This is a genomic window from Acidovorax sp. 1608163, from assembly GCF_003669015.1.
GTDB lineage: Bacteria > Pseudomonadota > Gammaproteobacteria > Burkholderiales > Burkholderiaceae_C > Acidovorax.
The window spans coordinates 1-26424 of sequence record NZ_CP033069.1; the positions used below are offsets into that span (position 1 = coordinate 1).

Here is a 26424-nt window from a genome sequence, read left to right on the forward strand (position 1 = left end):
ATGTCTGGTTGTCCGACTGCGATCCAATCATGAAGCCGCAGCACTGCGCACCACACTGGTAATGACTACAAACCCAGGCTTGATACCCCGCATTCAAATATCCCTTGGTGCCTGCGGCTGTCTTGAGTGTTTTAAAACATCAATCTTCATCAGGTTCTGGGTGTTTTGAATATTCTTGGACTCACGGCGGTATATTGAGCAAGCAGGTCGGTACTCCTTGAAAATCCCAGCTAAACTTCACGCCGCCATTGATTTTTGTTCCTGTCTCTGGATCAATAAAGGTTCCGTCAATTGGTAGCCACATCATGCTTCTTGACACCGCTGGTCATGAAAATGAAGTCACCGTTCGTTTTTCGGCTGTGGAAAATTTTTCTTCGTGCTCGTGGAACACATTTCCCATGACATCAAATTCGGCAGTCTCGGGGTTGATGACTCCGTATGCGCCCAGGTCCACATTACCGACCATAGACCAATTTCCCACAGGCTGCCATCACCCTGGCGAATAAGCTCAGTGAATTTTTTATTCCAGTAAATCATTTTTGCTCTCATATTTAATGACCACAGATGTTTGTGGCAACTGCAGTTTATGGAGGGCATCTGGGTGGCTCAATACGATAAAAGGGGATGCTCTTGAGGTATGACACTCAAAATATATATTGCAAGAAATATTTTGCATATGTTGAATATGGAATATATATTTCTATCAAATATTGTGTTTTGGCATGATTCTTATGAGGGGCATACGGGTTTAATGGCGACGTGCCCTCGTGCAAAGCAGAAATTCGCACGGGGAACTTCCGCTAACGAATAAAGGGGGCGCGGTCTGCCACGTGTTCGGGTCGGGATTTGCGATGTGCCCCATCCAGTCTTTAAACGATAAAAATGATCGTCTGTGCTGGGTGTGGGGCCTGGACCCCATCAATCGGGGTGCTGGTAGTGGTGTCTTCACGCGCAAAACCTGTGCGTTTACGCACATACGCCAACGCGCCAAAAACGGAAACTTCTTCCCATGCAGAACGCAATCACGCACTGCAGGAATCACTCCAAAGGAAGAACTGCCATGACCAACGCCAAGACCCTGATCGCTATCGCCACTGTGGCTGCTGCCACCTTTGCAGGTGCCGCTTCAGCCGCCACCCCCACACTGCTGACCGAGCAATGGGTGGGCGCCGAGCCCGTCGCCCAAGGCCCTGCACTGAGCGCGCTGAAGTGCAAGCCGACCTGAACCTGTGGAACCGCGCTGGCCTGGGCCAAGCCAATGCAGGCGATCGCACCCCCGACGCCGATCCCGCCTACCAAGCCAGCCTGGCCGAATACCGCCGCCTGCGCAGCGGCCCCGAGTTTGTGGCCGAAGTGCGCCGCCTCGGTGGCGATGTGAGCCGCATTGCGGGCCAAGCGGGTGCCTCCACGGCACATTGATGCACAGGCTTGCAGGGCCGCCATAGGCCGTCAGCGCAGTGCTGTCCGCGAACTCTGTCCTGTCCTGCAAACTTTTTCACTGAACCCCAGGCGCTGCTGTCAATGACAACAGCGCCTGGGGTTCAGTGCTTTGGCAGGTACATCGTTGCGACTCTGTTCTGAGAACAGGCTCTTAGGGCGGGTTGCTGCCGCCCGCATACGCCTCCAGCCCAATCGCCACCACCGTGGCCACGTCATCGCCCACCTCGGCGCGAAACTCCGCTTCGGCCTGCGTCACTGCATCACGAAATCCCTGTAGCCAGGCCAGCCCGGTGGGGGTAAAGCACACCCGGCGTGCCCGGGCGTCGTGCGGGTCGCTCTCGCGGGTCACCAATCCCCACGCTTCGCACTGGTCTACCAGTTGCGCCATCGACTGTTTGGTCATGCCTGCGCGTTGCGCCAGGTCGGTCAGCCGGTCGCCCCCAGCGCCAGGTGCCGCGTCAGGTGGATGTGCGCGGCCCCACTTGGTCGCGGCGGCCAGGTTCGACAGGGCCAAGGGCACTTCCACGTTGCGCGCCATGAGCTGCAGAACACGGCATCAAAGCGGCGCATGGCATGGCCCAGCAGGCGCCCAGGTGGGTCTGGCGCCAGGCATCGTCGGGTGGGATTGCGGTGGGGTGGGTGCATGGGGCTCCAGATGCCCTGATTGGGTCATTCCGCAGGCTCGGCAAACTGCGAGGCGGTGCCTTAAATGGTAAGGCAAACTGACTAAAAAACTGTTTACTTGGCTCTATGAGGCCTACATTACTGGTCAAGCAGCCAGTGCTGTTGTTAAAAACAGTATGTTTTGACCCGCTGGCCCCCACAGATCACCCCAGATCACTTCAGACACTTCGTTTATTCAGGAGCCATTCCATGGACGTCAAAGGTACCAACCCGCCCTTCCCGTGAACGCCGAAAAGGCCAAGGCCTGGCAGCAGCGCTGGCGCAGATCGAAAAGCAGTTTGGCAAAGGCACGATCATGCGCCTGGGTGAAGGCGAGCGATCGAGGACATCCAGGTGGTTTCCACCGGTTCGCTGGGCCTGGACATTGCCCTGGGCGTGGGCGGTCTGCCCCGTGGCCGCGTGGTGGAAATCTACGGCCCTGAATCCTCGGGCAAGACCACGCTCACGCTGCAAGTGATTGCCGAGATGCAAAAACAGGGCGGCACCTGCGCTTTCGTCGATGCAGAACATGCCCTGGACGTGCAGTACGCCCAAAAGCTGGGCGTGCAACTGTCTGATTTGCTGATCAGCCAGCCCGACACCGGCGAGCAGGCGCTGGAGATTGTGGACAGCCTGGTGCGTTCGGGCGCTGTGGACCTGATCGTGGTGGACTCGGTCGCAGCCCTCACGCCCAAGGCCGAAATCGAAGGCGAAATGGGCGACGCCCTGCCCGGCCTGCAGGCCCGCCTGATGAGCCAGGCCCTGCGCAAGCTCACCGCCACATCAAGAAGACCAACTGCATGGTCATCTTCATCAACCAGATCCGCATGAAGATCGGCGTGATGTTCGGCTCGCCCGAAACCACCACCGGCGGCAACGCGCTGAAGTTCTACGCCTCGGGTGCGCCTGGACATCCGCCGCACCGGCACCATCAAGAAGGGCGACGAAGCCATCGGCAACGAGACCAAGGTCAAGGTGGTCAAGAACAAGGTGTCGCCACCGTTCAAGACGGCCGAGTTCGACATCCTGTTCGGTGAAGGCATCAGCCGCGAAGGCGAAATCATCGACATGGCGTGACGGCCAAGATCGTGGAAAAGAGCGGTGCCTGGTACGCCTACAACGGCGAAAAAATCGGCCAGGCCGTGACAACGCGCGTGAGTTTTTGCGCGAGAACCCCGACCTGGCCCGCGAGATTGAGAACAAGGTGCGCGAAGGCCTGGGCATTGCCCTGCTGCCTGGCGCATTGCAAGCTCCAGCGGCTGCTGCAGACGAGTGATCTTTCGTACGGGGTGTCCTGATTTTGAGAGAAATTGGCTGCTAGCGCTTATCCAATAAGCGCTAGCAGCTATCAAAACAGAAGCATTCGAGGCCTGTATGGGGGGGCTCCGCGCCTTGCGATTGCTGGGCCAGCGCGAGCACTCGCGGGCCGAGCTGTTGCGCAAGCTCAGCCCCATGTGCAAGAGGGCGAAGACCTGAACGCGGTGCTCGATGATCTGCAGTCCAAAGACTTCATCAACGAGGCGCGGGTGGTGGAGTCGGTGCTGCATCGGCGTGCTGGCCGTCTGGGCGCAGCGCGCATCCGGCAAGAGCTGCAATCCAAAGGACTGGCACAGAGGCCGTGCAGGACGCTGTGGCCCAGTTGCAGGGCAGTGAACTGGAGCGCGCCCGCAGTGTGGCGCCGCAAGTTTGGCGAGCCCGCGACAGACCACAAACCCGTGCCAAGCACATGCGCTTTTGCTGGCGCGGGTTTTCAGGCGATGTGGTGCGGCGCGCAGTGCAGGGCGCCGAGGCGTCGGACGAGGAGTGACCGCCCGTCGAAGGCCAATGGGCATCCCCACTCTCGCTCTTTGAACGGGCGGATCGCGGGCTTGCCTGCCCGTACATACCCAGCATCAGCTTCATGTTTTGCACCGCAGCGCCGCTGGCGCCCTGCCCAGGTTGTCCAGGCGCGCAATGACGACGGCTTGGCGGTGTCCTCGTTGGCAAACACGCGCAGCTCCAGCTGTTGTGTCGGCCAGGTTCAGCCGCCAGCTTCAAGTCGTCGGTGGCGGCAGCACGCTGACCATTGCTCGGGCGTGTTGGTGCGGGCGTAGTGGCTGCCAGTGCATCGTGCAGGTCGCTGGCTTGGGGCGCGGGCAACAGGCCAGATGGCAGGCAACTGCACCAGCATGCCTTGACGGAAGTTGCCCACGGCCGGATGAAGACTGGGCGGCGTGTGAGCCCGGTGTAGCGCAGATCTCAGGGATGTGCTTGTGCGTGAGGCCCAGCGCGTAGGCCTCATAGGGTGCTGCGTGCCTGCTTCGTAGGCCTCGATCATGGTGCGGCCACCGAGTAACCCGACACGAGGGCAGGCTCAAGGCAGCATCGGCAGGAATCAAGCCCGCGTCCACCAGCGGGCGCAGCGCAATGGCGCCGGTGGCGTAGCAGCCGGGGTTAGAGCGGGTGGCTTGGCGCACGGCCTGGGTTTGCGGCGTCCAGCTCTGGAAAGCCATACACCCAACCTGCGGCCGTGCGGTGGGCGTGCTGGCGTCAATGATCTTGATCTTGCGGCACCCGCAGCCTCGATAGCGTCCACCATGGCAGCGGTTTCGCGGCGGCGTCGTCGTGCAGGCAGAGCACCACCAGGTCCACGGTCTCGATCAAAGCGCGCTTGGCGCCTGGGTCTTTGCGCAGTTCGGGGCATGCTCACCAGCTCGATTTGCGGCATGGCTTGCAGGCGTTCGCGGATCTGCAGGCCTGTGGTGCCAGCTTCGCCATCAATAAAGACTTTGGACATGGAACAGCTCCGGGAGGGTAAAGGGGCACCTGGAAGGCCTGCGGCGTACGTAAGTTTGCTACAAGGATGGTGCGTTGCAGCATGATACAGTCGCGGGTTGCCATGTCCCAAGCCCGCGGCCAGACAATCTGTTCATGGCAAACGGGTAATTACCACCCTTCCCTGAGAGACCTCATGAAGATTCACGAATACCAAGCAAGGAAATCTTGCGCAATTTTGGTGTGCCCGTTCCGCGCGGCATCCCTGCATTCACGGTGCAAGAAGCCGTGGAAGCTGCTCAAAAACTCGGCGGCCCCGTGTGGGTGGTCAAGGCCCAGATCCACGCTGGTGGCCGTGGCAAGGGTGGCGGCGTGAAGGTTGCCAAGACCATTGACGACGTCAAGCGCATCTCTGGCGAGATCCTGGGCATGCAGCTCAAGACCCACCAGACCGGTCCCGAAGGCCAGAAGGTCCGCCGCCTGTACATCGAAGACGGCGCCGACATCAAGAACGAACTGTATGTGTCGCTGGTCACCGACCGCGCCACGCAGAAGGTGGCCCTGATCGCTTCGAGCGAAGGCGGCATGGACATCGAGGAAGTGGCCCACTCCACCCCGAGAAGATCATCACCGAGATGATCGCCCATCGTCGGCATCACCGAGCAAAGCAAGAAGGTGGCAGCCGCCATCGGCCTGACCGGCGCTTCCATCGACCAAGCCGTAGACATCTTCGCCAAGATCTACAAGTGCTACATGGAAACCGACGCGTCGCTGGTGGAAATCAACCCGCTGAACTGCGACTCCAAGGGTAACCTGATGGCCTGGACGCGAAGTTCAACTTCGACGCCAACGCGCTGTTCCGCCACCTGAAATCGTGGCCTTCCCGATCTGGACGAAGAAGATCCGGCCGAAGTGGAAGCCTCCAAGTTCGACCTGGCCTACATCAGCCTCGATGGCAACATTGGCTGCCTGGTGAACGGCGCCGGCCTGGCCATGGCCACCATGGACACCATCAAGCTGTTCGGCGGCGAGCCGGCCAACTTCCTGGACGTGGGCGGCGGTGCCACCCCGAGAAGGTCACCGAAGCCTTCAAGATCATGCTGAAGAACCCCAAGGTCGAAGGCATTCTGGTCAACATCTTCGGCGGCATCATGAAGTGCGACCCATCGCTACCGGCGTGATCACCGTTGCAAGGCCGTGACCTGAACGTGCCGCTGGTCGTGCGCATGAAAGGCACGAACGAAGAGCTGGGCAAGAAGATGCTGGCCGAGTCCGGCTGCCATCATCGCCGCAGACACCATGGCCGAAGCTGCGACCAAGATCGTTGCTGCCGTAAGTAAGCCCGGAGAACACACATGTCGATCTACATCAACAAAGACACCAAGGTCATCACCCAGGCATCACGGGCAAGACGGGCCAGTTCCACACTGAAATGCCAGGAATACGCGACGGCAGAACGCCTTCGTCGCCGGCGTGAACCCAAGAAGGCTGGCGAGTCCATCTTCAATATCCCAATTTACGCATCCGTCAAGGAGCTGCTCACCAGACCGGCGCCACCGTGTCGGTGATCTACGTGCCTCAGCAGGCGCTGCCGCCGCGATCTGGAAGCTTGGAAGCCGACCTGGACTTGGCCATCTGCATCACGAAGGCATCCCAGTGCGCGACATGCTGGAAGTGCGCAACAAGATGAAGGCCAAGGAAGCTGCTGGCGGCAGAAGACCCTGCTGCTGGGCCCAACTGCCCCGGCCTGATCACGCCTGACGAAATCAAGATCGCATCATGCCCGGTCACATCCACCGCAAGGCCGTATCGGCGTGGTCCCGTTCGGGCACGCTGACGTACGAAGCCGTGGCCATGCTGACGGAAGTCGGCCTGGCCAGTCCAGCGCTGTTGGCATGGTGGCGACCTATCAACGGCCTCAAGCACATCGACGTGATGAAGGCTTTCAACGACGATCAGACCGACCCGTCATCATGATTGGTGAAATCGGTGGTCCGGACGAAGCCGAAGCCGCCCAATGGTGCAAGGCCAACATGAGAAGCCGATCGTCGGCTTCATCGCTGGCGTCACAGCCCCTCCCGGCAAGGCATGGGCCACGCCGGCGCGCTGATCTCTGGCGGCGCCGATACGGCGATGCAAGCTGGCCATATGGAAGAGTCGGGCTTCATCATCACCCGCAATCCTTCGGAACTGGGCAAGCTGCTCAAGGCCAACTGAAGTAATCAGAGCCAGCGAGGTCTGCCTCTGGCGGCCTTGCGCAGGTGCTGAAAGCACCGCTACCGATTTGGTGGCGGGTGTTTTTTTTGTTTGGTGATTTCTGCGCGGTTTGTCTGTGGAACGCAGAGATGGGGTGGTGTTGACAATTTTGTCGCTGACCGTGGTGTGTCCGACAAGACGGCAACGCCGCCTTATTCGGCCGCCGAATACGTGCGATAAGCCCGTTCGGCAGGGTTTGGAAGCCCGGTTTGGGCGGGCGTGAAATTTGCTTTTTACAAACATTCACAGATTTACACATTGATTGCAAGTGGCCAGACACACATCGGAGCGCAAGCCAAAAACAGGGCGATTGGACGGGTGGATCTGTGCGGCGATCGCTCTCGTACTGGTGGGCGCTTTGTGGCTGGTGGGCGCACTGTCGGCGTTGCAGCGGATGGTGTACGACTCTGCCTTGGCCCAGACCACGGTAGTGGCTCCTGCCGATGTGCTTCTGGTTGATATTGATGCGCGCAGCCTGGCCGCTGTGCGAGGCGGCTGGTCTGATGAGACGCATGCGGCTTGATTGACCGATTGGCCCTGGGCGGCGCTAAAACCATCGTCTACACCGCCCCGTTGGCTCAAACTGCTGCGCCGGGTGCCAAGAAGCCTTGGCACGCAGTGTGGCGCTGGCTGGCATGTGCTGTGGCCCGCTGGCTTTGCTTCCACCGGTGCTCCCGCGCCATTGCCACCGTCCTTTTACCGCAGTGTCGTGCCGGAGCTTACCGTCTGGCCCAGACGCTGTGCCCGTGCAGCTGGCGGGTTTGGCAGCAGGTGCGGCAGGGGTCGGTCATCTGCAATGGGCTGCTGACAGCGACGGGGTGCTTCGCCGTGTTCCGCTGCTGCTCAGCCATGACAAGGCTGGGGTTCCTTCACTGGCCATGCTGGCGGTGCTGCGTGCGCTGTACCTGAGCCCTGCCGATGTGCGTTGGAATGCCCAGGCCCATAGTTTGCTGTGGGGGGCTTGTCGGTGGGGGTGGATGCTTCGGCAGCCTTGCGCCCGGTGTTTGGTGCTTCGGTGCCGCGTTGGGTAGCAGCAGATGTGTTGTCGCAGAAGGTGCCCGTTTCAGCGCTGCGTGACAAGACGGTGGTGGTGGGCGTGACGGCTGGGCCGCAGGCTGCTTCCTGGCCTGTGCCTGGAGGGGCCACGCTGCATGTCTCGGATGTGGTGGCGCAATCTTTTGTTGGGCTGCGCTTGGCGCGCGCAGTGACCAAGCCGGGTTGGGGACACCCAGTGGGCTGGGCTGCAGCGCTGGTCATGGCTTTGCTGGTAGTGGTCATGCCTCGGGCAGGCAAGGCTGTGGCTTGGGGGCTGGTGCCGCCGTGCTGCTATTGGCGGCGCAGTGGCTGCTGCTACAGCAGACTTTGCATGTGGTGCCGCTGCTCCCTGCCGCTGGGGTGGCGTTGTTAGGAGGGCTTCTGTGCGCGATGTTGGCAAGGGTGCCTCAGCGTGCTTCTGCCGCTTCTCCGCAAGAGTCTGCGGATGCCGAGCGCATGATGGGGCTGGCGCTGCATGGGCGTGGGGATTTGTTGGAAGCGTTTGCGCGGTTTCGTCCGCTGCCCACCAGCGATGCTTTGAAAGACAACCTGTACCACCTGGGCAAGGACTTTGAGCGCAAGAAGGACTATGCGCATGCCAAAAAAGTCTTCAAGCACCTGCTGCGCCGGGACATGGAATACAAGGATGCCCGTGCATGCTACCGCCGGGCCAAAGCGCACCTGCTGGCGCAGGCGGGCATGGCTGCGGACTCGGTGGCCAGTGGCATTTCGGTGACGGGCGCTTCGTCATTGCCAGCGTCAGTGCAAGAGACCTTTCCGCGCCATAAAGTGCCGGAGCCGCTCGCGCACTACGATCTCAAACATGAGCTGGGCCAGGGCGCCATGGGGGTGGTCTACCAAGGCCGTGATCTGCGCTCCGGGCAGATTGTGGCCATCAAGACGCTGGCATTGCAGCAAGAGTTTGATGGGGCGGCACTGGTGGACGCGCGCGAGCGTTTTTTCAAAGAGGCTGAGGCCGCCAGTCGGCTGCAGCATCCCCATATCGTCGCCATCTATGGCAGTGGCGAAGAGCAAGGTTTGGCCTACATCGCCATGGAGTTTGTTGCGGGGACCGATCTGAGTGCATTCACGCAACCGGCCTACCTGTTGCCCGTGGCCCAGGTTTTGTCTATCGCACACCGCGTGGCGCAATCGCTGGACTACGCGCATGCGCACAACGTGGTGCACCGCGATGTCAAACCTGCCAACATCATGTGGGACGCCGCGACGGATACGGTCAAGGTGATGGATTTTGGGGTGGCACGCATTACCGATGCAAGCAAGACCCGCACGGGCATTGTGCTCGGCACGCCCAGTTTCATGTCGCCTGAGCAATTGTCCGGCGCCAAGGTCGATGGGCGTGCAGACCTGTATGCCCTGGGTGTCACGTTGTTCCAGCTGTTGACGGGCTCTTTGCCCCTGCGTGCCGACTCCATGCCGGAGCTGATGCGCAAGATCGTCCATGTGGACCCGCCAGATATCCGAACCTTTCGTACCGATTTGCCAGAGGCCGTGGCGCGGCTGGTAGCCAAGGCCCTGCGCAAGCTGCCCGCTGAGCGGTATCAGACGGGGCAGCAACTGGCGCAAGACCTGGCTTATGTGATGGGCATTGTTGCGTCAGAGGTTCCTGGATCTCCGGCGTCAGCAGTGGTCTATGATTCGGGCCGCACCCCGACAGGGCAACACATGGTGGATCTGGAGAAAACAGTACTGGAGTACCCGACAGAGCGGGCGCCGGAACAAAGGTCTGTGGTGGCCTCTGTGGGATGACGTGCAGCCCAAAATCCATGACCTACGAATTTTTCGCCCAAACCGACCGTGGGCGCGTGCGCGCCAACAATGAAGACGCAGTGACCGTTGACCGGGATACCCAGGTGGCCATCCTTGCGGACGGCATGGGCGGATACAACGCTGGCGAAGTGGCCAGCGGTATGGCCATCACTTTCATCCGCACCGAAATGAACCGCTGGCTGGCGCAGGCAGGGCCAGAGCCGTCTTCCACGGATTTGCGCCGGGCGTTGGAGTTGTGTGTGGAAAACGCCAACCACGCCATTTGGGCGCGTCGCTGTCCAATCCTCAGTATGCAGGCATGGGCACCACGCTGGTCGTGGGTGTGTTCCAGGGCGATCGCTTGATTTTGGGTCACATCGGGACTCCCGTTGCTACCGCCTGCGCGCCGGAGTGTTGCAGCAAATCACGCGTGACCATTCGTGGTTGCAGGAACAGGTGGATGCAGGCATATTGACGCGGGAACAAGCAGCCGCCTCTTCCAGCCGCAATCTGGTCACCCGTGCGCTGGGGGTTGAGCCCAATGTGCAGATGGAAGTGAACGAGTTTCAGGTGGCACCCAGCGATCTTTTCGTGATGTGCTCAGATGGCTTGACGGACATGGTCAACGATGACGATCTTGCGCAGCTGATGCGCACCCCGGCACCTCTGGAAGAAAAAGCGGCGTTGCTAATTGATACAGCCAATGCACACGGTGGGCGTGATAACGTTAGCGTATTGCTTGTGCAGGCTGCGGCGGGAGGGAAAAACGCAGCCTCATGTCCCGTCTCTTGGGTGCCGCATGACGGGTTGCAACAAAACAAATCATCAAATCAGGAGTAGATCATCATGCCCAGAATGATCGTTTCAATCGACGGCGTTGTTATCAAAGAAGTGCAGCTCACCAAAGAGCGCACTACGCTTGGTCGCCGTCCCTATAACGACATCGTTATCGACAATCTGGCGGTGAGCGGAGAGCATGCAGCGATCCACTTGGCACCCAATGGGGTCGAGATCGAAGACCTGGGAAGCACCAACGGTACGTACGTAAACGCAAAGGCTGTGAAGCGCCAGGAGTTGCGCAATGGCGACACCGTGGAAGTGGGCAAGTACAAAATTCGATTCCTCCAGGATGCCGAGGCAGAGAACTTCGAAAAGACCATGGTTTTCAAGCCTGGGATGCTGCCTGCCCTGAACGCGGCAGCGCGACCTGGAGGGTGGCCGCTCCGCAACCCGTGCCTTTGCATGCAGTCATCCGGGTATTGTCCGGAGCGGCTGCTGGACGCGAGGTGTCCCTGCAAAAGGTGGTGACCACCATTGGTAAGCCAGGGGTTGCCGTGGCATCCATCACCAAGCGCATCCAGGGTTTTGTGCTGGCCCATGTGGAAGGCCCCGACATGCCCACGCTCAACGGCGTAGCGATCGGTGCAAGCCCCGTTCCTCTCAAGAGCGGCGACAAGCTGGAATTGGCCGGCACAGAGATGCAGTTCGAACAATCCTGATGGTTGTTCTGGGGCCTTGCTGGAATTGCAATGGCCCCGCTCATCCACTGAACAGGTCTAGGTCCATGCGGAGCCTTCTGCTGTTTCGTCGCTGGCGCCGCATCTTGCTCACGCTGGTTCCGCTGGTGTTTGCACTTTTGCACGTGTCCGGCAAGTTGCCCCTGCCGTTGCTCGACCGGCTTGACCAGATTTTTTACGATGCCCGCCTGCGCCTGAGCATGCCCAGGACGTTGGACGAGCGCATCGTCATTGTGGATATTGACGAGAAAAGTATCGAGCGCATTGGCCGTTGGCCCTGGGACGGGACAAGCTCGCCATCCTGACGCAAGAGTTGTTTGCGCGCCAGCGTGTGGCCGTGCTCGGTTTTGATGTCATTTTTGCTGAGCGCGACAACAGCTCGGGACTTGCCGCGCTGCAAGCCCTGGAGCGTGGCGCGCTGGCAAAAGCCCCGGGCTTTGCCGAGCAGGTGGCCAGGTTAACGCCTTCGCTTGATCACGATGCTCTGTTCGCGCGCAGCCTGCAGGGGCAGGCGGCGGTCCTGGGTTACTACTTCACCAGCGATCGAAAGGGGCACACGCAGGGTGCGCTGCCTTCCCCGGTCGTTACTCCTGCCCAATTGCGCGGACGGCCTTTGGCCGCCACGACTTGGAATGGATTTGGTGCCAACCTGGATGCGTTGGGCCAGGCAGCCCCGGTGGCGGGTTTTTTCAATACTATCAGTGACTCGGATGGTGTGATCCGCAGTCTGCCGTTGCTTGCCGAGTACCAGGGGCAGTATTACGAATCTCTGGCCCTGGGGATGTTCCGCTCCATGATGGGCATGCCAAGCGTAGAGCCCGGCTTTCCAGCCACGCCATCGCTGGGCACCCATGAGACACTGGAAAGCGTGGTGCTGGTGGAGGGCACACGCCGCATGCCCCTGCCAGTGGACGACCGCCTCTCGATGTTGATCCCCTTTCGCGGCCCCGGTGGGCCAGATGGCGGTTCATACCAATACATTGCGGCCAGCGATGTGATCGAAGGCCGTCTTGCAGAAGGCGCTCTGGCCGACAAAATGGTGCTGGTCGGAACCTCGGCCCCAGGGTTGCAGGATGTTCGCGTCACGCCAGTCGGCCTGGTTTACCCCGGCGTAGAGGCCCATGCCAACATGTTGTCCGCATTGATGGATGGCAATGCCATAGCGATACCAGACTACGCCCGTGGCTTTGATGTACTCCAGCTGGTGTGCGCTGGGCTGGTGCTGGCCTTGGGGCTGTCGCTGCTGCCTGCGGGCGCGGGCTTGGTGCTCAGCCTGGCTATGATCGCTGCATTGCTGGGGCTGAACCTGTGGCTGTACCGAGTCCATGGCTTGGTCATGCCGTTGGCGGCCGTAGTTGCCATGGCCCTCTGTGCATCGGTGCTGAATATGGCCCACGGTTACTTTTTTGAAAGCCGTTCCAAGCGAGCCTTGGCTTCCAGGTTTCGCTCCTATGTGCCACCCGAGCTGGTCGATGAGATGCTCAAACACCCTGAGCACTACAGCATGCAGGCCGATAACCGTGAACTCACGGTCATGTTCTGTGACATGCGCGGCTTTACGGCCCTGTCTGAATGCATGCCGCCTTTGCAACTGCAGGCTCTCCTCAATGGTGTGTTCACGCGCCTCACTCAGGTCATCCAAAGCCAGCGCGGCACTATCGATAAGTACATGGGCGATTGCGTCATGGCCTTTTGGGGAGCCCCTGTGCCCTCGCAAGACCATGCTACCTGCGCAGTGCAGGCAGCAATGGGCATGGCGCAGGCCGTGCAGCAGCTCAACCAAGAGCACCGCACCCAAGGTCTGCCCGAGGTCGGGGTCGGCATTGGTTTGAACACCGGCACCATGTGTGTGGGCGATATGGGGTCCGACATTCGGCTCAGCTACACCGTCATTGGCGATGCAGTGAACCTGGGTTCTCGCCTGGAAGGGCTCTCTAAAACCTATGGAGTTGCGGTCATCGCCAGCGAATTTACCCAGGCCCAAGCCCCGGAATTTCTTTGGCAAGAACTTGACCGGGTACGGGTGAAAGGCAAAGCCCAGGCCGTCGCGATCTATACGCCAGTGGCCGTGCATGCGCTGGCCACCCACGAGCAAATCAGACTGGTAGAGATTTGGCGGCAATTTCTCACAGACTATCGTGCCCAAGACTGGGCAAAATGCATTGCTGCGCTGCATTTGCTACTGCAGGGTGATCCTCAATCTACGCTGTATGCGCTGTATGCAGAGCGCTTGCAAATGCTGGCAACGCAGCCTCACCTGCCGAACTGGGATGGCGCCACCAACTTTGATACCAAATGATCTGCCGTTCTCGCCCCCATTTTTTGCGACAAGACTACATGCTGGACGGCTGTGCTGATGCTCCTGTTTGCCGCTTTGTTACAGGCATGTTCCAGTGAAAGTCCGCGTCCTCGGCTGCTCAGGCGCCATCGCTCGTGATTGCCGAACCACCTCTTTTCTGGTTAATCAGAACATCCTGATCGACGCAGGCACAGGGGTAGGTGATTTGACCCTGGACGAAATGTGCCAGATCGACCATGTCTTCCTGACGCACTCCCATCTGGACCATGTGGCGGCCCTGCCTCTTATGCTGGATGCGGTGTCTTCTCTGCGCAGTCAGCCCGTTCAGGTGCATGCCTTGGCGGCCACCATTGCTGCGCTGCAGGCCAATATCTTTAACAACGTCATCTGGCCAGATTTCAGCCGCATTCCGTCAGCCCAGACCCCATTCTTGCAATACCGCCCTCTTGCTGAAGGCGATGTGATCAACGTGGATGGAACATTGGTGAGTGTGCTGCCCGCCGTACACACCGTGCCCTCCGTGGGTTACGCCGTGCAGGGCGCAAAAGGCTGGTGGGCTTTCAGTGGGGACACAGAGCGCAACCCACGCCTGTGGCATGAGCTTGAACAACTTCCCGAGCTAATGCCCCCGTTGCCCGTGGGCATGCTGGTCATTGAAACAGCCTTCAGCAATCGCGAGAGCGAACTGGCCCGCCGCAGCCTGCATTTGTCGCCCACCTCGTTAGCGGCGGAACTGGCAGATGGAGCGGCAGGGGCCAGCTACCCCATCTACATCACCCATACCAAACCTTCGGAAACCGACTTGATTCTTCAAGAGATCAACCAGATGGGTCTCTCCGCACAAGCAGACATCCATTGGCTGCAGGCTGGACATGTTTTTGATGTGTAACGAGGTATGTGTTTGGTGACATTCGTGGCAGAACAAAAATGTCAATGTGACGCATGCAAGGCATCAACAAGCGAGTGTTTGACGGGCAACTGATCAGATTTTTGACCTAGTCAGTGGAATTCATGGAGTCACGCAAGCTGGCACGCTATCTGCTTTTGTAGAAGCAGCCTGAAGAACTTCGACAGGTTTCACTTGCAATTTACCCCGAGGAGAGATTTATGAAGCGTTCCCTGCAAAAAGGTTTTACCCTGATCGAACTGATGATCGTTGTGGCGATTATTGGTATTTTGGCCGCTGTGGCTCTGCCGGCTTACCAAGACTATGTGGTCCGCTCTAAGGTTACTGAGGGCTTGGTTTTGGCGTCTGCAGCCAAGACTGCTGTGGCTGAAACCTTCGCTACTCGCAACTCGGGTGCCGTAGCTGCTTATGCGGGTACTGGTGCGGCTGCTGCTGGTTCTTATGGCTATGAGTACACGGCAGGCGAAAAAGTCGCATCCATTGCGATTGCTGGTATTGCTGACGTGACGGCACCGGCCGCCGGTGCAGGTGTAATTACAATTACCTACGCAGGTCAATTGAATACTGCGCTCACAGCGCCTATCATTCTCACCCCCGGTAGCGGTGTGGTTAGTGCAACTACGGGTCTGCCTGCCTCGGCATTGAGCGTTGGCGCACCGGTGGTTTGGGGTTGCACGTCGGTCGCTGCTGCGTTTAAATACGTGCCTGCCAACTGCCGCTTCTAATAATTGCGCCTAAAGACCAGCCTCTATCATATTCGGCCACGAAAAATCAAGCTTCGTTGCGAATTGTTCTGGCCAATCTTGAAAAAGGGCGACCGCAATGGTCGCCCTTTTTTTATTAGAACATTTGCAACTGATGTGTGGTGATGCCGTTGTATGGTCTTATTGTTTAGAAAAATCAGGTTCGATGCGTTTCCTGTTTAGTGCGCTGCTTGTTTGCCAATTTCTATGGGCAAGTCATCGTTGCATTTGTAATTGAATATCGGGTTCACCATGAAAAAATTAGTTCAAACGGGTTTCACGCTGATTGAGCTCATGATCGTGGTCGCCATCATCGGTATCTTGGCGGCGGTTGCGTTACCTGCGTATCAAGACTACGTCGTACGCGCGCGTGTGAGCGAGGGGGTGAGTTTGGCCTCTACTGCTAAATTGGCTGTAATGGATGCCTTTTTTAGCACGTCGTCGGGCCCCATTCTGGGCTACGCTGGAACGGGAGCCCCTGTAGCTGGATCCTATGCATACGAATACTCTGCAGGCTCCCAGGTTGCTTCGATTGCGATCGGCGGTATCGCAGATGTGACGGCTCCTGTTGCCCAAGAGGCGCGCATCGTCATTACCTATGCCGGTCAATTGGCAACTGCACTTGCCGGCCCTCTGGTTCTCACGCCTGGAAGTGGAACAGTCATTAACTCTGCTAACCCGTCTGCTCCCCTATTAGTTGGTGCACCGGTCGTATGGGGTTGCGGTATCAACGCGGTGAGCGCTTACCGTTACGTTCCGGCCAATTGTCGATATACGCCGTAGTCAAGTTGAGGAAGCGGTGCATCGCTATTCTCAACAGCAGAAAAATTACTAACGCTTAGCATTCACAATGGTATTAAATCCCCGACTGTTTTCCGCGCTGCGGGCTGGCAGCGCACATTTTTTGTTGACATTGCTGGTCGCAGCAGTGATGGCGGGGTTGGTTTTTGGTCTATGGTACCCATGGCCCTTGTACAAATTGGTGGCGGGGCGCGAGCTGTTTTGGTTGGTGGTGGGTGTGGACGTGGTCTGTGGCCCGCTACTTACTATGGTGTTGTGGAATCCTTCAAAACTACGGCGAGAACTCATCCAGGATTTGAGCATGGTGGTCGCGGTGCAGCTTGCTGCCTTGGCGTATGGCATGCATGCAGTTGCGGTTGCAAGGCCGGTGCATTTAGTCTTTGAAGCTGACCGGCTGCGAGTGGTAACCGCATCTGAAATCGACTCAGCGGATCTTCCCAAAGCGCCCGATGGGTTGCGGCAGCTTCCCTGGACAGGCCCCACGCTGGTTAGCCTGCGCGATCCGCGTGATTCTGAAGAATTTTTAAAAAGTGTGGAATTGTCTGTAGCGGGGCAAGAGCCCTCGCTGCGTCCCGCTTGGTGGCAAAGCTACGAACTGAGTCTGCCGCAATTGTTGCAACGGGCGCGGCCGCTTGCTGCACTCATGAATGCGAGGCCGGATCAGAAGGATGTGCTCGAAGACGTGATTAGAAAAGCAGAGTTGCGCGAGGCAGACTTGCTTTGGCTTCCTCTGACCAGTGGCCGTACCATGGAGTGGGTAGTTTTGATCGATAAGCAAACGGGGCTGCCAAAGGGCTATGCACCTATCGATGGTTTTTTTTGATATCTAGTGGAAAAGCTGGGGACAGATACCAATTTAAATGGAAAAAGTCTCGGTTCTGGATGCGACTATGGGTTCCAAGTTCATCCATAGCACCCATTGCGGTTACAGAATGATCAAATGCCCCGCTCTCGTACCGGGAATGGTGTCGGGTTTCAGGCGGACCTCAAAGCAGACAAAACATCACTGGTGGGTATGGTCAAACCCAGCAGGTCGCTGTCTGTTATTTGCCTGTGACCCAGCAGGTGTTGCTAGTGCACTTGGCTGGCATCCGACAGGCTGTAGTCGCCGGTCAGAAAGGCGTCCGCGGGTTGGCCCGCAGCTTGTGCCAGGCGACTGCGGTTGGTGGCAGCGCCTGGGGGGAGGCGGGCTGCGGTGCAGCGCTCCCCCGTAGGCGCCTGGCACACCAATCGCGAGATGTCTTTGCCCAGATTGGTGTTTTCTGTATGCGCTATTTCCTTGGCAGCGATTGAGGTGTCGTATTCCCTATCAATCGTGGCGCACTGGACAAGGCATCTGGCACATGGCTGTTATTGGATGCTGTGGATTTGCGCGGCATGACCACCATGCCGGTGAACCCGGACATGGCCGAACGGGTGCATGGTCTGGCTACTGCGCTACTGCACTGTTCGCCCGAGCCGCAGGTGCTCGAACCCTTGATTCAAAGCGGTGCCCTACTAGGGCGCGATGACTAGTCGGGGCCTACCATCTGCAGCGTTTCCGCGCAGCCTACCCCAAGGACTACGCTCGCTGGACAGAAGTGAACGGGGCGTCGGGCCCTTCCCATTCAGGGGCTGCAGTCCTCCATGAAGTTTGCGGCGGTGGAGTTGTGACGGGCTTGTCGAACAGGCCGCGCTGGGCTTTGCCGGGCGTCACCGCACCAAATATCTCCCTGACTTGCCCCCGTGCTTTTCCGTCACACACACGCCGTGGATGGACATCCCTCGATCCGCCGCCTTGCACATGTCATAAATCGTCAGCAAGGCAATCTGCACGGCAGTCAGCGCCTCCATCTCCACCCCGGTTTGCCCCACCGTCTCTACCGTCGCTGAACAAAATATGCCTGTAGCGCCTTGTACACGGACGCTGGCAGCTTCAAATTCAATAGCAACCCGCGTTAGTGCCAGGGGATGGCACAGCGGGATCAAGTCGCTCGTTTTCTTGGCGGCCATGATGCCGGCGATGCGGGCGATGCCCAGAACATCCCCTTTTTTGGCGGTGCCCGATTCAATCAGTGCCAAGGTTTCAGGCTGCATTTCGATGCGGCCAGTGGCTACCGCGATGCGGTGGGTGGCGGCTTTGGCGCCTACGTCGACCATGTGGGCCTGACCTTGGGCGTCGAAGTGGGTGAGGGGGGATGTGGGGTGGGGGCGTTGGCGGTTTTGGGGGAGTTTGGTGTTTTGGAGGTCATGGTCTTGGCCTGGGCAAGCACGTTGGGTTCAAACGTGTGCGAAACAATTGGGTTGTCGGGGCATCATACGGTCACGCATCGCCAAGTGAGCGTTGTGGCCGATGGACGGCGCCAGGGAGACCACAAGTGTTGATATTGGGTAAAAAAAGGCCGCTAGCGCAGGTATGTCAAGCGCTGGCAGCTTCTCTTTTGATAGCGACAAGCGCATTTGTCCCGGCGGTGGCGCAGGCCCAGGCGGGGCTGCCCACGCTGGGGGATGGCAGCGACTTGACCAGCAGCGAGGAGCGACGCCTGGGCGACCGCATCATCCGCGAGCTTTACCGTGACCCGGATTACATCGATGACCCGGTGATTGCCGAGTATGTGCAGGGCATTTGGCAGCCGTTGATTGCAGCGGCGCGTTCGCGGGGGAGTTGTCTGCCGAGTTGGACGAGCGTTTTGCCTGGGAGGTGTTGCTGGGGCGAGACCGCACGGTGAACGCATTTGCGTTGCCTGGGGGCTACCTGGGGTTGCACCTGGGGTTGATCGGCGTGGTGGGCACGCGCGATGAGTTGGCTTCGGTGCTGGCGCACGAGCTGAGCCATGTCACGCAGCGGCATATCTCGCGGCTGCTCACGCAGCAAAGCCGCCAGACGCCGCTGCTGCTGGGGGCGATGGTGCTGGGCGCGCTGGCGGCCAGCAAGAACCCTGGCGCCACACAGGCGCTGGTGGTGGGCGGGCAGGCCGTGGCGATGCAGAACCAGTTGAATTTTTCGCGCGATATGGAGCGCGAGGCGGACCGGGTGGGCATGGGCCTGATGGAGCCTGCCGGTTTTGCGCCCGAGGGTTTTGTGGGCATGTTTGAAAAACTGCAGCAGGCCAATCGCATCAACGACAACGGCAGCTGGCCCTATTTGCGCAGCCACCCGCTCACCACGCAGCGCATGGCCGACATGCAGTCGCGTCTGCCCTCGGGTGGGCTGACGGCAGGCCGTGCATCGGTGTTGGTGGCGGAGCACGCCATGGTGTCAGCGCGGGCGCGAGTGCTGTCAAACCCCGGCGTGGATGTGTTGCGCCAGTGGATTGCCGAGCCGCAGGGCACGGGCTTTGCGGCCCTGCCCCTGGCGCGCAAAGCGGGTGTCTTGTATGCCGCTGCCCTGGGCAGCAGCCAGTTGCGCGATGGGGCTGCAGCCCGCCGTTGGGCGGGGCAATTGCAGCAACTGGTGAAGGGGGATGTGGCGGCTGCCCGCGTGGCGCAGTTGTTGGTGGCCGAGCTGGAACTGGCTGCTGGCAATGCCCCTGCCGCCCTGGCCGCCATGCCTGCGGGGGACACCCGCCGCCCCGAAATCTTGCTGCGCACACAGATCGTCTTGCGCACGGGCCAGCAAGGTTTGCAGGAGGTCACCAGCCCGTTGCAAACCTGGCTGGCCACCCACCCCCGCGACGCTGGGGCCTGGCAGGCCTTGGCGGGGGTGTGGAATGCACAAAACCAGCCTTTACGCGCCGTGCGGGCTGAGGCCGAGGCGCAAGTGTCGCGCTACGACTACGCGGCGGCGGTAGACCGTTTCAAGGCGGGCCAGGATCTGGCGCGGCGCAGCACCTTGGCCGACGACCACTTCGAAGCGTCGATCATCGACACCCGCCTGCGGGCGATGCAGCTACTGCTTCGTGAACAGGCCGCCGAGCGCTGATTCGATCACTAGGCCGAGCGCTGAGTAAATCAACGACCCGAGCAGCGCTGCGCTGAAGCCGTTGACGTGGAAGCCGTCGAGCACCCCGGCGGCGGCCCAGAACATCAGCGCGTTGATGACAAACAGGAACAAGCCGACGGTGACCACGGTGACCGGCAGCGTCAGGATGACCAGCACCGGTCGCAGCACAGCGTTGAACAGGCCAATGACAAAGGCCGCAATCAGCGCCGAGCCAAAGCTCTGCACTTGCACGCCGCTGTAGATGTAGGCCACACACAGCAGCGCTGCGGCGCTGAGCAGCCATTTCAGAAGGATTTTCATGGCGCCAGAATAGCACCGCAGGGGGCTTGTGGGGGCTGGCAGATTGCCCTGCGACGAAGGCGACGGGCGGCTGCTTTGGGGGGCAGTTATTGGGGCGAAGCCGCGCTCAGTCCAGAGCCAGAACCCACAAGGTGCCGCAGCCGGTGAGCACACTGCCCAGCACGCGGGGCCAGTGGCTGGACTGGCTGGGCTTGGGCGCTAGCTCGGTGGCGGCCCGGGGTGTCAGGGGCTGCGGCGCAGCCTCGGTGCTTCTGGGCTTGCGCGCATCCATCACCGGTGCTGTGCGGCTTCCGTTGGCTTGCAAATCGGCTTGCAGTTGCTCGGTCAGTTCGGCCAAAGGGCCTTTGGCCAACACCGTGGTGACCTGTGCGGAAGACAGGCCCACGGTGGCGATGATCTGCGCAAACAGCTTGTCTGCCCATTTGGTGCGCCAACTCTCGCGGGCGCTGTGGCTGACCCACTTGCTCACGCGGTGTGTCATGCGGGGCGCGCAGGCGACCAGCACCCAGTGCTGGCGTGCCGCGGGGCTGCGGGCGACCAGCGGGGCCAACAGTTGCTGCGCATGGTCAGCGTCGTCCACGTACACAATAATTTTGTCCATGTCGTTGACCGCCTGGGTGGATGGTTTCAAGAATGCGGCTGAGCGTGCTGAGCCGCTCTGCCCTGGGCGCGAGCCAGGTGGGGCATGGAGTGGCCCGACCTGGCTTGTTGTGGCCACCAGGCGCAATGGCGGCGCCTGGTGTCTTGGAGGATCAGCCGTGGGCTGCGTCGCCGCCGGTGGTGCGGCGAGACACGATGAACTTGCCTACTGCCAGGACGATGAGGGCACCGGCCACGCTGGCGCCGTACTTCACGACGTCAGACTGCGGCATTTTGAACATCCACTGCCACTTGTCAGGGTTGGCGAAGACAGGGTCGGTGACCAGCATGCCGCCCGCAATCCAGCCCAGCAGCATGCCGCCCAGCGTGATGATGAGGGGGAAGCGCTCCATCAGCTTAATGACCAACTGGCTGCCCCAGACGATGATCGGGATGGAAATCAGCAGGCCCAGCACCACCAGCAGGAAGGAGTGTTCGCCCGCATTCTGTGCGGCGCCGGCGATGGCAATCACGTTGTCCACGCTCATCACCAGGTCGGCCACGATGATGGTCTTGATGGCGGCCAGCAGCTTGTCGCTGCCTTGCACGTCGCCATGGCCGTCTTCATCCGGGGCCAGCAGCTTCACGCCAATCCATACCAGCAGCAGTGCGCCGACGAACTTGAGGAAAGGCAGTGCCAGCAGCGTCATGGCAAAGGCGATCAGGATGACGCGCAAGATGATGGCGCCCGCAGTGCCCCAGATGATGCCCTTGGTGCGCTGCGCGGGTGGCAGCTTGCGGCATGCCAGGGCAATCACGACGGCGTTGTCGCCGCCAAGCAAGATGTCGATGATGATGATCTGGCCCAGTGCAAGCCAAAATTCGGGCGAAGCCAAAAAGTCCATAAAGTCCTCGGTGTTCTAGGTCAAAAGGAGTTTTCCGTTGCCATTGCGGCGCCGGATCTGTCCGTCAGAGTGCTCTGGCCCGCTTCGAGGAAATCAGGGAGCCTGCCAGCAAACGAACCGCTTGGGCGAAGGACGACCTTGATCACCCCGCGACGGGGCCATCAAAGGTCTTGCTCGGCACACTGGATGGGTGTGCACAACGGGCCGGGTGGCTTGTGGGCGCCACCGTACTGACGACCCGTTGACTTTGCTGCAAGACCTGATCGACACAGGCTTTGCAAGCGATGGGAGCTACTCCCCTTTGGAGTGTGGGGCATTGTAAGAATTTCCTTCACGCCGTAGGTTTTTTCTAAAAAACCATTCGCAGCGAGCGGGAATGGCCAGAAAAACGGGGGGTGTGCTGTACGAACAATTACGCATAGGGCGAAGGGGTTTACTTGCCTAAACTCTTCGCCCACGGCTGCGACTTGCGCATCCCCCCAACGTGGGCGGCTTCCTCAGCGCAAGCAGCCCTCTACCCCAGGACGGAGACATCAATGGAATTACTTTCGAGCCAAGCATTCTGGATCGGGCTGGCCCAGATCATCTGGATCAACATCATCCTCTCTGGCGACAACGCCGTGGTGATCGCCCTGGCGGCCCGCAGCCTGGAGCCGCGCCAGCAAAAACTGGCCATTTTCTGGGGCACAGCGGCGGCGGTGGTGCTGCGGGTGGTGTTGACCGTTGTGGCCGTCAAGCTCATGGCACTGCCTTGGTTGCAGCTGGTGGGCGGCATCTTGCTGCTGTGGATTGGCGTGCAATTGCTCAATGACGGCGATGACGAAGAAGACGAAGGCGAGAACAAGCAAAGCGGTTTGATGGCGGCCATTCGCACGATCCTGGTGGCTGACCTGGTGATGAGCCTGGACAACGTGATTGGCGTGGCCGCAGCGGCCAACGGCGACATGGTTTTGCTGGTGCTGGGCTTGGCCATCGCCATTCCGATTGTGATTTTTGGCAGCACGCTGATGATCAAGGTGATGACGCGTTACCCCGTCATCGTGACCCTGGGCGCGGCCCTGATTGGCTGGGTGGGCGGTGAAACCATCGTCTCTGACAAGATGCTCGAGCCCATCGTGCCCCACCACTCGGTGGGCTTTTACGCCGCCGCTGCATTGGGTGCCGTGCTGGTGGTGGCCACAGGCAAATACCTGCAAAGCCGCAAGACCTCCCAGGTCGCTGCCGCCTGACGCCACTGACGCACCTCCAGGCTTTGGCCTGGCCATCCCCGCCACGGCCTGCGCTGTGGCGGGGATTTTTCATGGGGAGACCCTGCAGCGGTGGCGGTGCCCTGCGGCGGCTATGATCCAGCCCCCTTTCCTCCCGCCCCGGTTTTGCCATGCCCCTGCTGCACGCAGCGGCCCGGCCGCCCAGCCGCTCCGCTGCCTTTTGCGTCCATGACCGCCATTCACATCACCGACATCGAAGCCGCCATCAACCACTGGCGCGAGCGCGCGCCTGCCTGCACGGGCATGGCGCTGGCGCCGCAGGTGCAGGCGCTGGCCGAGGTGTACGCGTTGATGGTGTACCGGCACGAAGATGCGGTGGACGAGAACCGCTTGCCGCCCGAAGCGCTACAGGCCTGGATGGGCTGGTACGACACCACCCCCGACACGCCCTGCATCGCCATTTGCTCCACCAGCCAGGGCGACGATCTGTGCAAAGGCTGTGGCCGCACCTTTGACGAGGTGCAGCATTGGCCCGCCATGACGCCTGGTGCCAAGCGCCAGGTGTGGCGCCGGATCACGCTGGAGCACTCGGCTTGGCGCTTCAACCGCTATGCCGAACGAGCGGCGGAAGGCCGCTCTACCGGGCCAACATCGCATGCACCTGCGCGCACACCCTCGGCCTGAGAGGGCGTCCGGGTCCGCAGGCCTGTACGCGCGATGCTCTACCGGTTAAGGTGGGTCTATGCTGCGCCTGACCCAAGCCCCCAACATCGCGATTGCCACTGTGTGGGCAGACTTGCTGTGTGAAGCAGGCATGACCGCTTCGGTTCAGCGCCAATACCTGGGGGCTGCCGCCGGGCACCTGCCGCCCGACCAATGTCTGCCCGAGATTTGGCTGGACTACGATGAACACGCTGACCGCGCCCGGGCGTTGCTGCAAGACCTTCAGAACCTGCCCCAGCGCCTGTGGGCCTGCCGTTGCGGGGAGACGGTGGAGGGCGGCTTTGAGCAGTGCTGGCAATGCGGTGCTCTCATGCCGCGCGACTGAGTTTTGCTATCAAATAAATAGCTTTTAGCGCTCAATTTTCAAGCGCTAGCGCCTGTTTTTGTCAAGAATATGCGCCGCTGGGTTGCGTCGCCTATGGGCGTCACTTCCAGCGCACCGGCTCCACGTGTACGCTGCCCAGGTTGCTGCTCAGGGTCAGCGCGCCCTCTTGCACGGTGGCTTGCAGTTGCATGCTGCGCTCGGCCATGGCCGCCATGGCTTGTGATGCCTCGGTGGGGATGCGCCAGACCTGCAGCTTGTCCAGGCGCGACAGCTTGGATTCCATGCCCTTCCACCACACTTCTGACGCGTGGTTGAAGCAGTAAACAAGCACCGAGTCGGCCTTGCTGCAGGCCTTGGTCAGCGGCTTGTCCTCGGGCTGCCCCACCTCGATCCACACGCGCTTGCGGCCCGTGAAGTCGGTGAGTGACGCATCCGGGTCATCCGGGTCCGACAGCCCCGCGCCAAAGGCCAGCGTGGCGTCGCCATTGCACAGGTCGTTGAGCTGGTGCGCCTGGATGGCCAGGGCCGCCAGCCGCACCATCATGCGCTCGTCGGTCTCGCTGGGGTGGCGGGCCAGGGTCAGGGCATGGTCGGCGTAGTAGCCGTGGTCGATGTCGGCGATTTGCAGGTTCGCCTTGAAGATGGTGGATTTGATGGCCATGGGGTGTATCAAAAACAAGAGCTGCCAGCGCAAGTATTTACTTGCTTTGGCAGCTCTAGAGGTTTCAAAGGCCCGTGCTATCAGCGCAGGCAGCTATCATTTTTTTATGCGCGGCGGGCCAGCTCTGCCGCCTTGCCCACGTAGCTGCCGGGCGTCATGGCCAGCAGGCGGTCTTTTTCGGCCTGGGGAATCTCCAGCGACTGGATCAGGCCGTGCAGGGCTTCGGCCGTCACGGTCTTGCCGCGCGTCACTTCCTTGAGCTTTTCGTAGGCGCCTTGCACGCCAAAACGGCGCATCACCGTCTGGATGGGCTCGGCCAGTACTTCCCACGAGGCGTCCAGATCGGAGGCCAGGGCTTCTTCGTTGATTTCCAGCTTGTTCAGGCCGGTGAGTAGCGAGGTGTAGGCCAGCGCGGCGTAGCCCAGGGCCACGCCCATGTTGCGCAGCACGGTGCTGTCGGTCAGGTCACGCTGCCAGCGGCTGACGGGCAGCTTCTCGGCCAAATGCTTGAGCAATGCGTTGGCCAGGCCCAGGTTGCCTTCGGCGTTTTCAAAGTCAATCGGGTTGACCTTGTGCGGCATGGTGGACGAGCCGATCTCGCCGGCTTTGAGGCGCTGCTTGAAGTAGCCCAGGCTCACATAGCCCCAGATGTCGCGCGAGAGGTCGATCAGGATGGTGTTGGCGCGGGCCACGGCGTCGAACAGCTCGGCCATGTAGTCGTGTGGCTCGATCTGGATGGAATAGGGCTGGAAGGTCAGGCCCAGGCCCAGGGGTTCGGGCGTTTCGATGACCTTCTTGCTGAAGGCTTCCCAGTCAAACTCAGGCCAGGCGGACAGGTGGGCGTTGTAGTTGCCCACGGCGCCGTTCATTTTGCCCATGATCTTGACGGCGGCGATCTTCTCGCAGGCCGTTTGCAGGCGCATCACCACGTTGGCCATTTCCTTGCCCACGGTGGTGGGGCTGGCGGTCTGGCCGTGGGTGCGGCTGAGCATGGGCACGTCGGCAAAGGCGTGGGCCATTTCGCGCAGCTTGAGCACGATGCGGTCCAGGCCCGGCAGCACGACCTGGTCGCGGCCCGAGCGCAGTTGCAGCGCATGGCTGGTGTTGTTGATGTCTTCGCTGGTGCAGGCAAAGTGCACGAATTCGGCGGCCTTTTCCAGCTCGGGGCGGGCTTCGAACTTGCTCTTGATCCAGTATTCCACGGCCTTCACGTCGTGGTTGGTGGTCTTTTCGATCTCTTTGATGGCGGCCGAATCAGCCTCGGAGAAGTTCTTGATCAGACCCAGCAAGTAAGCGCGCGCTCCGGTGGTCAGCGGCTTGAATTCTGCAAAACCTGCATCAGACAGGGCGATGAACCACGCCACCTCGACCTGCACCCGGCGGTGCATGTAGCCGTGCTCGCTCATGATGGGGCGCAGCGCGGCGAGTTTGGGGGCGTAACGGCCGTCAAGCGGCGAGAGGGCGGTGATGGTGGACAGGCTCATGGCGCGCAATTGTAGGCGGGCAGTCGGTGGGCAGTGGGAGGACACCCACTGTTGTAGCTGCGCCATGCCCGTCAGGTGGGGGTGGGCGGGGGCCGATAGAATCGCGTCCCCAGCCAGTGCGCGCCGTTTGCG

At 60.4% G+C, this 26424-nt stretch carries 19 protein-coding genes and 11 pseudogenes; 22 read left to right on the top strand and 8 right to left on the bottom strand.

Going from position 1 to position 26424, the window contains the following annotated elements; translation table 11 throughout:
• Nucleotides 1–1060: 1060 nt before the first annotated feature.
• A complete protein-coding gene (locus EAG14_RS23655) occupies nucleotides 1061–1225 on the top strand; it encodes a hypothetical protein (RefSeq protein ID WP_371414384.1) in 165 nt (54 codons plus the stop codon).
• The gene (locus EAG14_RS23660; protein WP_371414385.1) at nucleotides 1210–1419 is read left to right on the top strand and encodes a hypothetical protein; all 210 of its coding nucleotides are present in this window, start codon (nucleotides 1210–1212) and stop codon (nucleotides 1417–1419) included. Before EAG14_RS23655 ends, EAG14_RS23660 begins: the two co-directional genes overlap by 16 nt.
• Nucleotides 1420–1591: 172 nt before the next feature.
• On the opposite strand, the pseudogene EAG14_RS00015 reads toward EAG14_RS23660, so the two are convergent.
• Nucleotides 1592–2066 (bottom strand): annotated as a pseudogene (locus EAG14_RS00015) (MarR family winged helix-turn-helix transcriptional regulator).
• Between the two features lie 242 nt (nucleotides 2067–2308).
• Between EAG14_RS00015 and recA the strand changes: the two are divergent.
• Together recA and recX are read left to right on the top strand one after the other, a co-directional pair.
• Nucleotides 2309–3379: pseudogene (recA, locus tag EAG14_RS00020) on the top strand (recombinase RecA).
• A gap of 98 nt (nucleotides 3380–3477) precedes the next feature.
• Nucleotides 3478–3910: pseudogene (recX, locus tag EAG14_RS23665) on the top strand (recombination regulator RecX).
• A gap of 74 nt (nucleotides 3911–3984) precedes the next feature.
• Here the strand turns inward: recX and argC are convergent.
• Nucleotides 3985–4879, bottom strand: a pseudogene (argC, locus tag EAG14_RS23090) (N-acetyl-gamma-glutamyl-phosphate reductase); the annotation flags it as partial.
• Between the two features lie 174 nt (nucleotides 4880–5053).
• On the opposite strand from argC, the pseudogene sucC reads away from it, so the two are divergent.
• The 14 genes and pseudogenes from sucC to EAG14_RS00100 all read left to right on the top strand — a co-directional run.
• Nucleotides 5054–6192, top strand: a pseudogene (gene sucC, locus EAG14_RS00035) (ADP-forming succinate--CoA ligase subunit beta); the annotation flags it as partial.
• Between the two features lie 20 nt (nucleotides 6193–6212).
• A pseudogene (gene sucD, locus EAG14_RS00040) lies at nucleotides 6213–7074 on the top strand (succinate--CoA ligase subunit alpha).
• Between the two features lie 388 nt (nucleotides 7075–7462).
• A complete protein-coding gene (locus EAG14_RS00045; RefSeq protein ID WP_162995858.1) occupies nucleotides 7463–7636 on the top strand; it encodes a hypothetical protein in 174 nt (57 codons plus the stop codon).
• A gap of 112 nt (nucleotides 7637–7748) precedes the next feature.
• Nucleotides 7749–8144 (top strand): CHASE2 domain-containing protein, encoded by a 396-nt coding sequence (locus EAG14_RS23670; RefSeq protein ID WP_121727677.1) that lies wholly within the window; start codon nucleotides 7749–7751, stop codon nucleotides 8142–8144.
• A gap of 289 nt (nucleotides 8145–8433) precedes the next feature.
• Nucleotides 8434–9918, top strand: a complete 1485-nt coding sequence (locus EAG14_RS00060) for a serine/threonine-protein kinase (RefSeq protein WP_162995860.1) — start codon at nucleotides 8434–8436, stop codon at nucleotides 9916–9918.
• A gap of 17 nt (nucleotides 9919–9935) precedes the next feature.
• Nucleotides 9936–10721 (top strand): annotated as a pseudogene (locus tag EAG14_RS00065) (Stp1/IreP family PP2C-type Ser/Thr phosphatase).
• A 43-nt stretch (nucleotides 10722–10764) separates the two neighbouring features.
• Nucleotides 10765–11417 (top strand): annotated as a pseudogene (locus EAG14_RS00070) (FHA domain-containing protein).
• A 65-nt stretch (nucleotides 11418–11482) separates the two neighbouring features.
• Nucleotides 11483–12555, top strand: a pseudogene (locus tag EAG14_RS23095) (CHASE2 domain-containing protein); the annotation flags it as partial.
• A gap of 456 nt (nucleotides 12556–13011) precedes the next feature.
• A complete protein-coding gene (locus EAG14_RS23100) occupies nucleotides 13012–13734 on the top strand; it encodes an adenylate/guanylate cyclase domain-containing protein (protein ID WP_240457089.1) in 723 nt (240 codons plus the stop codon).
• A gap of 94 nt (nucleotides 13735–13828) precedes the next feature.
• Nucleotides 13829–14623 carry an MBL fold metallo-hydrolase gene (locus EAG14_RS00080; RefSeq protein ID WP_121727680.1) on the top strand — a complete coding sequence of 265 codons (795 nt, stop codon included), beginning with the start codon at nucleotides 13829–13831 and terminating at the stop codon, nucleotides 14621–14623.
• A 218-nt stretch (nucleotides 14624–14841) separates the two neighbouring features.
• A complete protein-coding gene (locus EAG14_RS00085) occupies nucleotides 14842–15366 on the top strand; it encodes a pilin (RefSeq protein ID WP_121727681.1) in 525 nt (174 codons plus the stop codon).
• Nucleotides 15367–15636: 270 nt separating this feature from the next.
• Nucleotides 15637–16167 (top strand): pilin, encoded by a 531-nt coding sequence (locus EAG14_RS00090; RefSeq protein WP_121730212.1) that lies wholly within the window; start codon nucleotides 15637–15639, stop codon nucleotides 16165–16167.
• Between the two features lie 67 nt (nucleotides 16168–16234).
• Nucleotides 16235–17008, top strand: a complete 774-nt coding sequence (gene tfpZ / locus EAG14_RS00095; RefSeq protein ID WP_162995861.1) for a TfpX/TfpZ family type IV pilin accessory protein — start codon at nucleotides 16235–16237, stop codon at nucleotides 17006–17008.
• A 500-nt stretch (nucleotides 17009–17508) separates the two neighbouring features.
• Nucleotides 17509–17700, top strand: coding sequence for a Wzy polymerase domain-containing protein (locus EAG14_RS00100; RefSeq protein ID WP_371414435.1), 192 nt, complete (start codon nucleotides 17509–17511; stop codon nucleotides 17698–17700).
• 177 nt (nucleotides 17701–17877) lie between these two features.
• On the opposite strand, the pseudogene moaC reads toward EAG14_RS00100, so the two are convergent.
• A pseudogene (gene moaC, locus EAG14_RS00105) lies at nucleotides 17878–18363 on the bottom strand (cyclic pyranopterin monophosphate synthase MoaC); the annotation flags it as partial.
• Nucleotides 18364–18590: 227 nt separating this feature from the next.
• On the opposite strand from moaC, the pseudogene EAG14_RS00110 reads away from it, so the two are divergent.
• Nucleotides 18591–20086, top strand: a pseudogene (locus EAG14_RS00110) (M48 family metalloprotease).
• Here EAG14_RS00110 and EAG14_RS00115 read toward each other — a convergent pair.
• The 3 genes from EAG14_RS00115 to EAG14_RS00125 all read right to left on the bottom strand — a co-directional run bounded on the left by EAG14_RS00115 (nucleotide 20054) and on the right by EAG14_RS00125 (nucleotide 21891).
• Nucleotides 20054–20407, bottom strand: a complete 354-nt coding sequence (locus EAG14_RS00115; RefSeq protein ID WP_121727684.1) for a phage holin family protein — start codon at nucleotides 20405–20407, stop codon at nucleotides 20054–20056. The pseudogene EAG14_RS00110 and the gene EAG14_RS00115 overlap by 33 nt on opposite strands.
• Before the next feature lie 106 nt (nucleotides 20408–20513).
• Nucleotides 20514–21008: a hypothetical protein gene (locus EAG14_RS00120; RefSeq protein ID WP_121727685.1), complete on the bottom strand. Its 495-nt coding sequence runs from the start codon at nucleotides 21006–21008 to the stop codon at nucleotides 20514–20516.
• 151 nt (nucleotides 21009–21159) lie between these two features.
• On the bottom strand, nucleotides 21160–21891 hold the full coding sequence (locus EAG14_RS00125) for a TerC family protein (RefSeq protein ID WP_099657202.1): 732 nt from the start codon (nucleotides 21889–21891) through the stop codon (nucleotides 21160–21162).
• A gap of 536 nt (nucleotides 21892–22427) precedes the next feature.
• Here EAG14_RS00125 and EAG14_RS00130 point away from each other — a divergent pair.
• From EAG14_RS00130 to EAG14_RS00140, 3 genes are all read left to right on the top strand, one after another.
• On the top strand, nucleotides 22428–23120 hold the full coding sequence (locus tag EAG14_RS00130) for a TerC family protein (RefSeq protein ID WP_121727686.1): 693 nt from the start codon (nucleotides 22428–22430) through the stop codon (nucleotides 23118–23120).
• Nucleotides 23121–23327: 207 nt separating this feature from the next.
• A complete protein-coding gene (locus EAG14_RS00135; protein WP_121727687.1) occupies nucleotides 23328–23783 on the top strand; it encodes a DUF3717 domain-containing protein in 456 nt (151 codons plus the stop codon).
• A gap of 58 nt (nucleotides 23784–23841) precedes the next feature.
• Entirely contained in the window at nucleotides 23842–24147 is a 306-nt protein-coding gene (locus EAG14_RS00140; protein WP_099657199.1) for a putative signal transducing protein, read from the top strand.
• 100 nt (nucleotides 24148–24247) lie between these two features.
• Here EAG14_RS00140 and EAG14_RS00145 read toward each other — a convergent pair whose 3' ends face one another.
• The gene (locus EAG14_RS00145; RefSeq protein WP_099658894.1) at nucleotides 24248–24808 is read right to left on the bottom strand and encodes a YaeQ family protein; all 561 of its coding nucleotides are present in this window, start codon (nucleotides 24806–24808) and stop codon (nucleotides 24248–24250) included.
• A gap of 104 nt (nucleotides 24809–24912) precedes the next feature.
• The gene (gene purB, locus EAG14_RS00150; RefSeq protein ID WP_121727688.1) at nucleotides 24913–26292 is read right to left on the bottom strand and encodes an adenylosuccinate lyase; all 1380 of its coding nucleotides are present in this window, start codon (nucleotides 26290–26292) and stop codon (nucleotides 24913–24915) included.
• Nucleotides 26293–26424: the final 132 nt, after the last annotated feature.

Excerpts from the sequence above, each read along its gene's own strand:
- EAG14_RS23655 (WP_371414384.1), top strand. The coding sequence starts at position 1,061 with ATGACCAACGCCAAGACCCTGATCGCTATCGCCACTGTGGCTGCTGCC.
- EAG14_RS23670 (WP_121727677.1), top strand. The coding sequence starts at position 7,749 with ATGTGCTGTGGCCCGCTGGCTTTGCTTCCACCGGTGCTCCCGCGCCAT.
- EAG14_RS23100 (WP_240457089.1), top strand. The coding sequence starts at position 13,012 with ATGCCGCCTTTGCAACTGCAGGCTCTCCTCAATGGTGTGTTCACGCGC.
- EAG14_RS00085 (WP_121727681.1), top strand. The coding sequence starts at position 14,842 with ATGAAGCGTTCCCTGCAAAAAGGTTTTACCCTGATCGAACTGATGATC.
- EAG14_RS00090 (WP_121730212.1), top strand. The coding sequence starts at position 15,637 with ATGAAAAAATTAGTTCAAACGGGTTTCACGCTGATTGAGCTCATGATC.
- tfpZ (WP_162995861.1), top strand. The coding sequence starts at position 16,235 with ATGGTATTAAATCCCCGACTGTTTTCCGCGCTGCGGGCTGGCAGCGCA.
- EAG14_RS00115 (WP_121727684.1), bottom strand. The coding sequence starts at position 20,407 with ATGAAAATCCTTCTGAAATGGCTGCTCAGCGCCGCAGCGCTGCTGTGT.
- EAG14_RS00120 (WP_121727685.1), bottom strand. The coding sequence starts at position 21,008 with ATGGACAAAATTATTGTGTACGTGGACGACGCTGACCATGCGCAGCAA.
- EAG14_RS00125 (WP_099657202.1), bottom strand. The coding sequence starts at position 21,891 with ATGGACTTTTTGGCTTCGCCCGAATTTTGGCTTGCACTGGGCCAGATC.
- EAG14_RS00130 (WP_121727686.1), top strand. The coding sequence starts at position 22,428 with ATGGAATTACTTTCGAGCCAAGCATTCTGGATCGGGCTGGCCCAGATC.
- EAG14_RS00135 (WP_121727687.1), top strand. The coding sequence starts at position 23,328 with ATGACCGCCATTCACATCACCGACATCGAAGCCGCCATCAACCACTGG.
- EAG14_RS00140 (WP_099657199.1), top strand. The coding sequence starts at position 23,842 with ATGCTGCGCCTGACCCAAGCCCCCAACATCGCGATTGCCACTGTGTGG.
- EAG14_RS00145 (WP_099658894.1), bottom strand. The coding sequence starts at position 24,808 with ATGGCCATCAAATCCACCATCTTCAAGGCGAACCTGCAAATCGCCGAC.
- purB (WP_121727688.1), bottom strand. The coding sequence starts at position 26,292 with ATGAGCCTGTCCACCATCACCGCCCTCTCGCCGCTTGACGGCCGTTAC.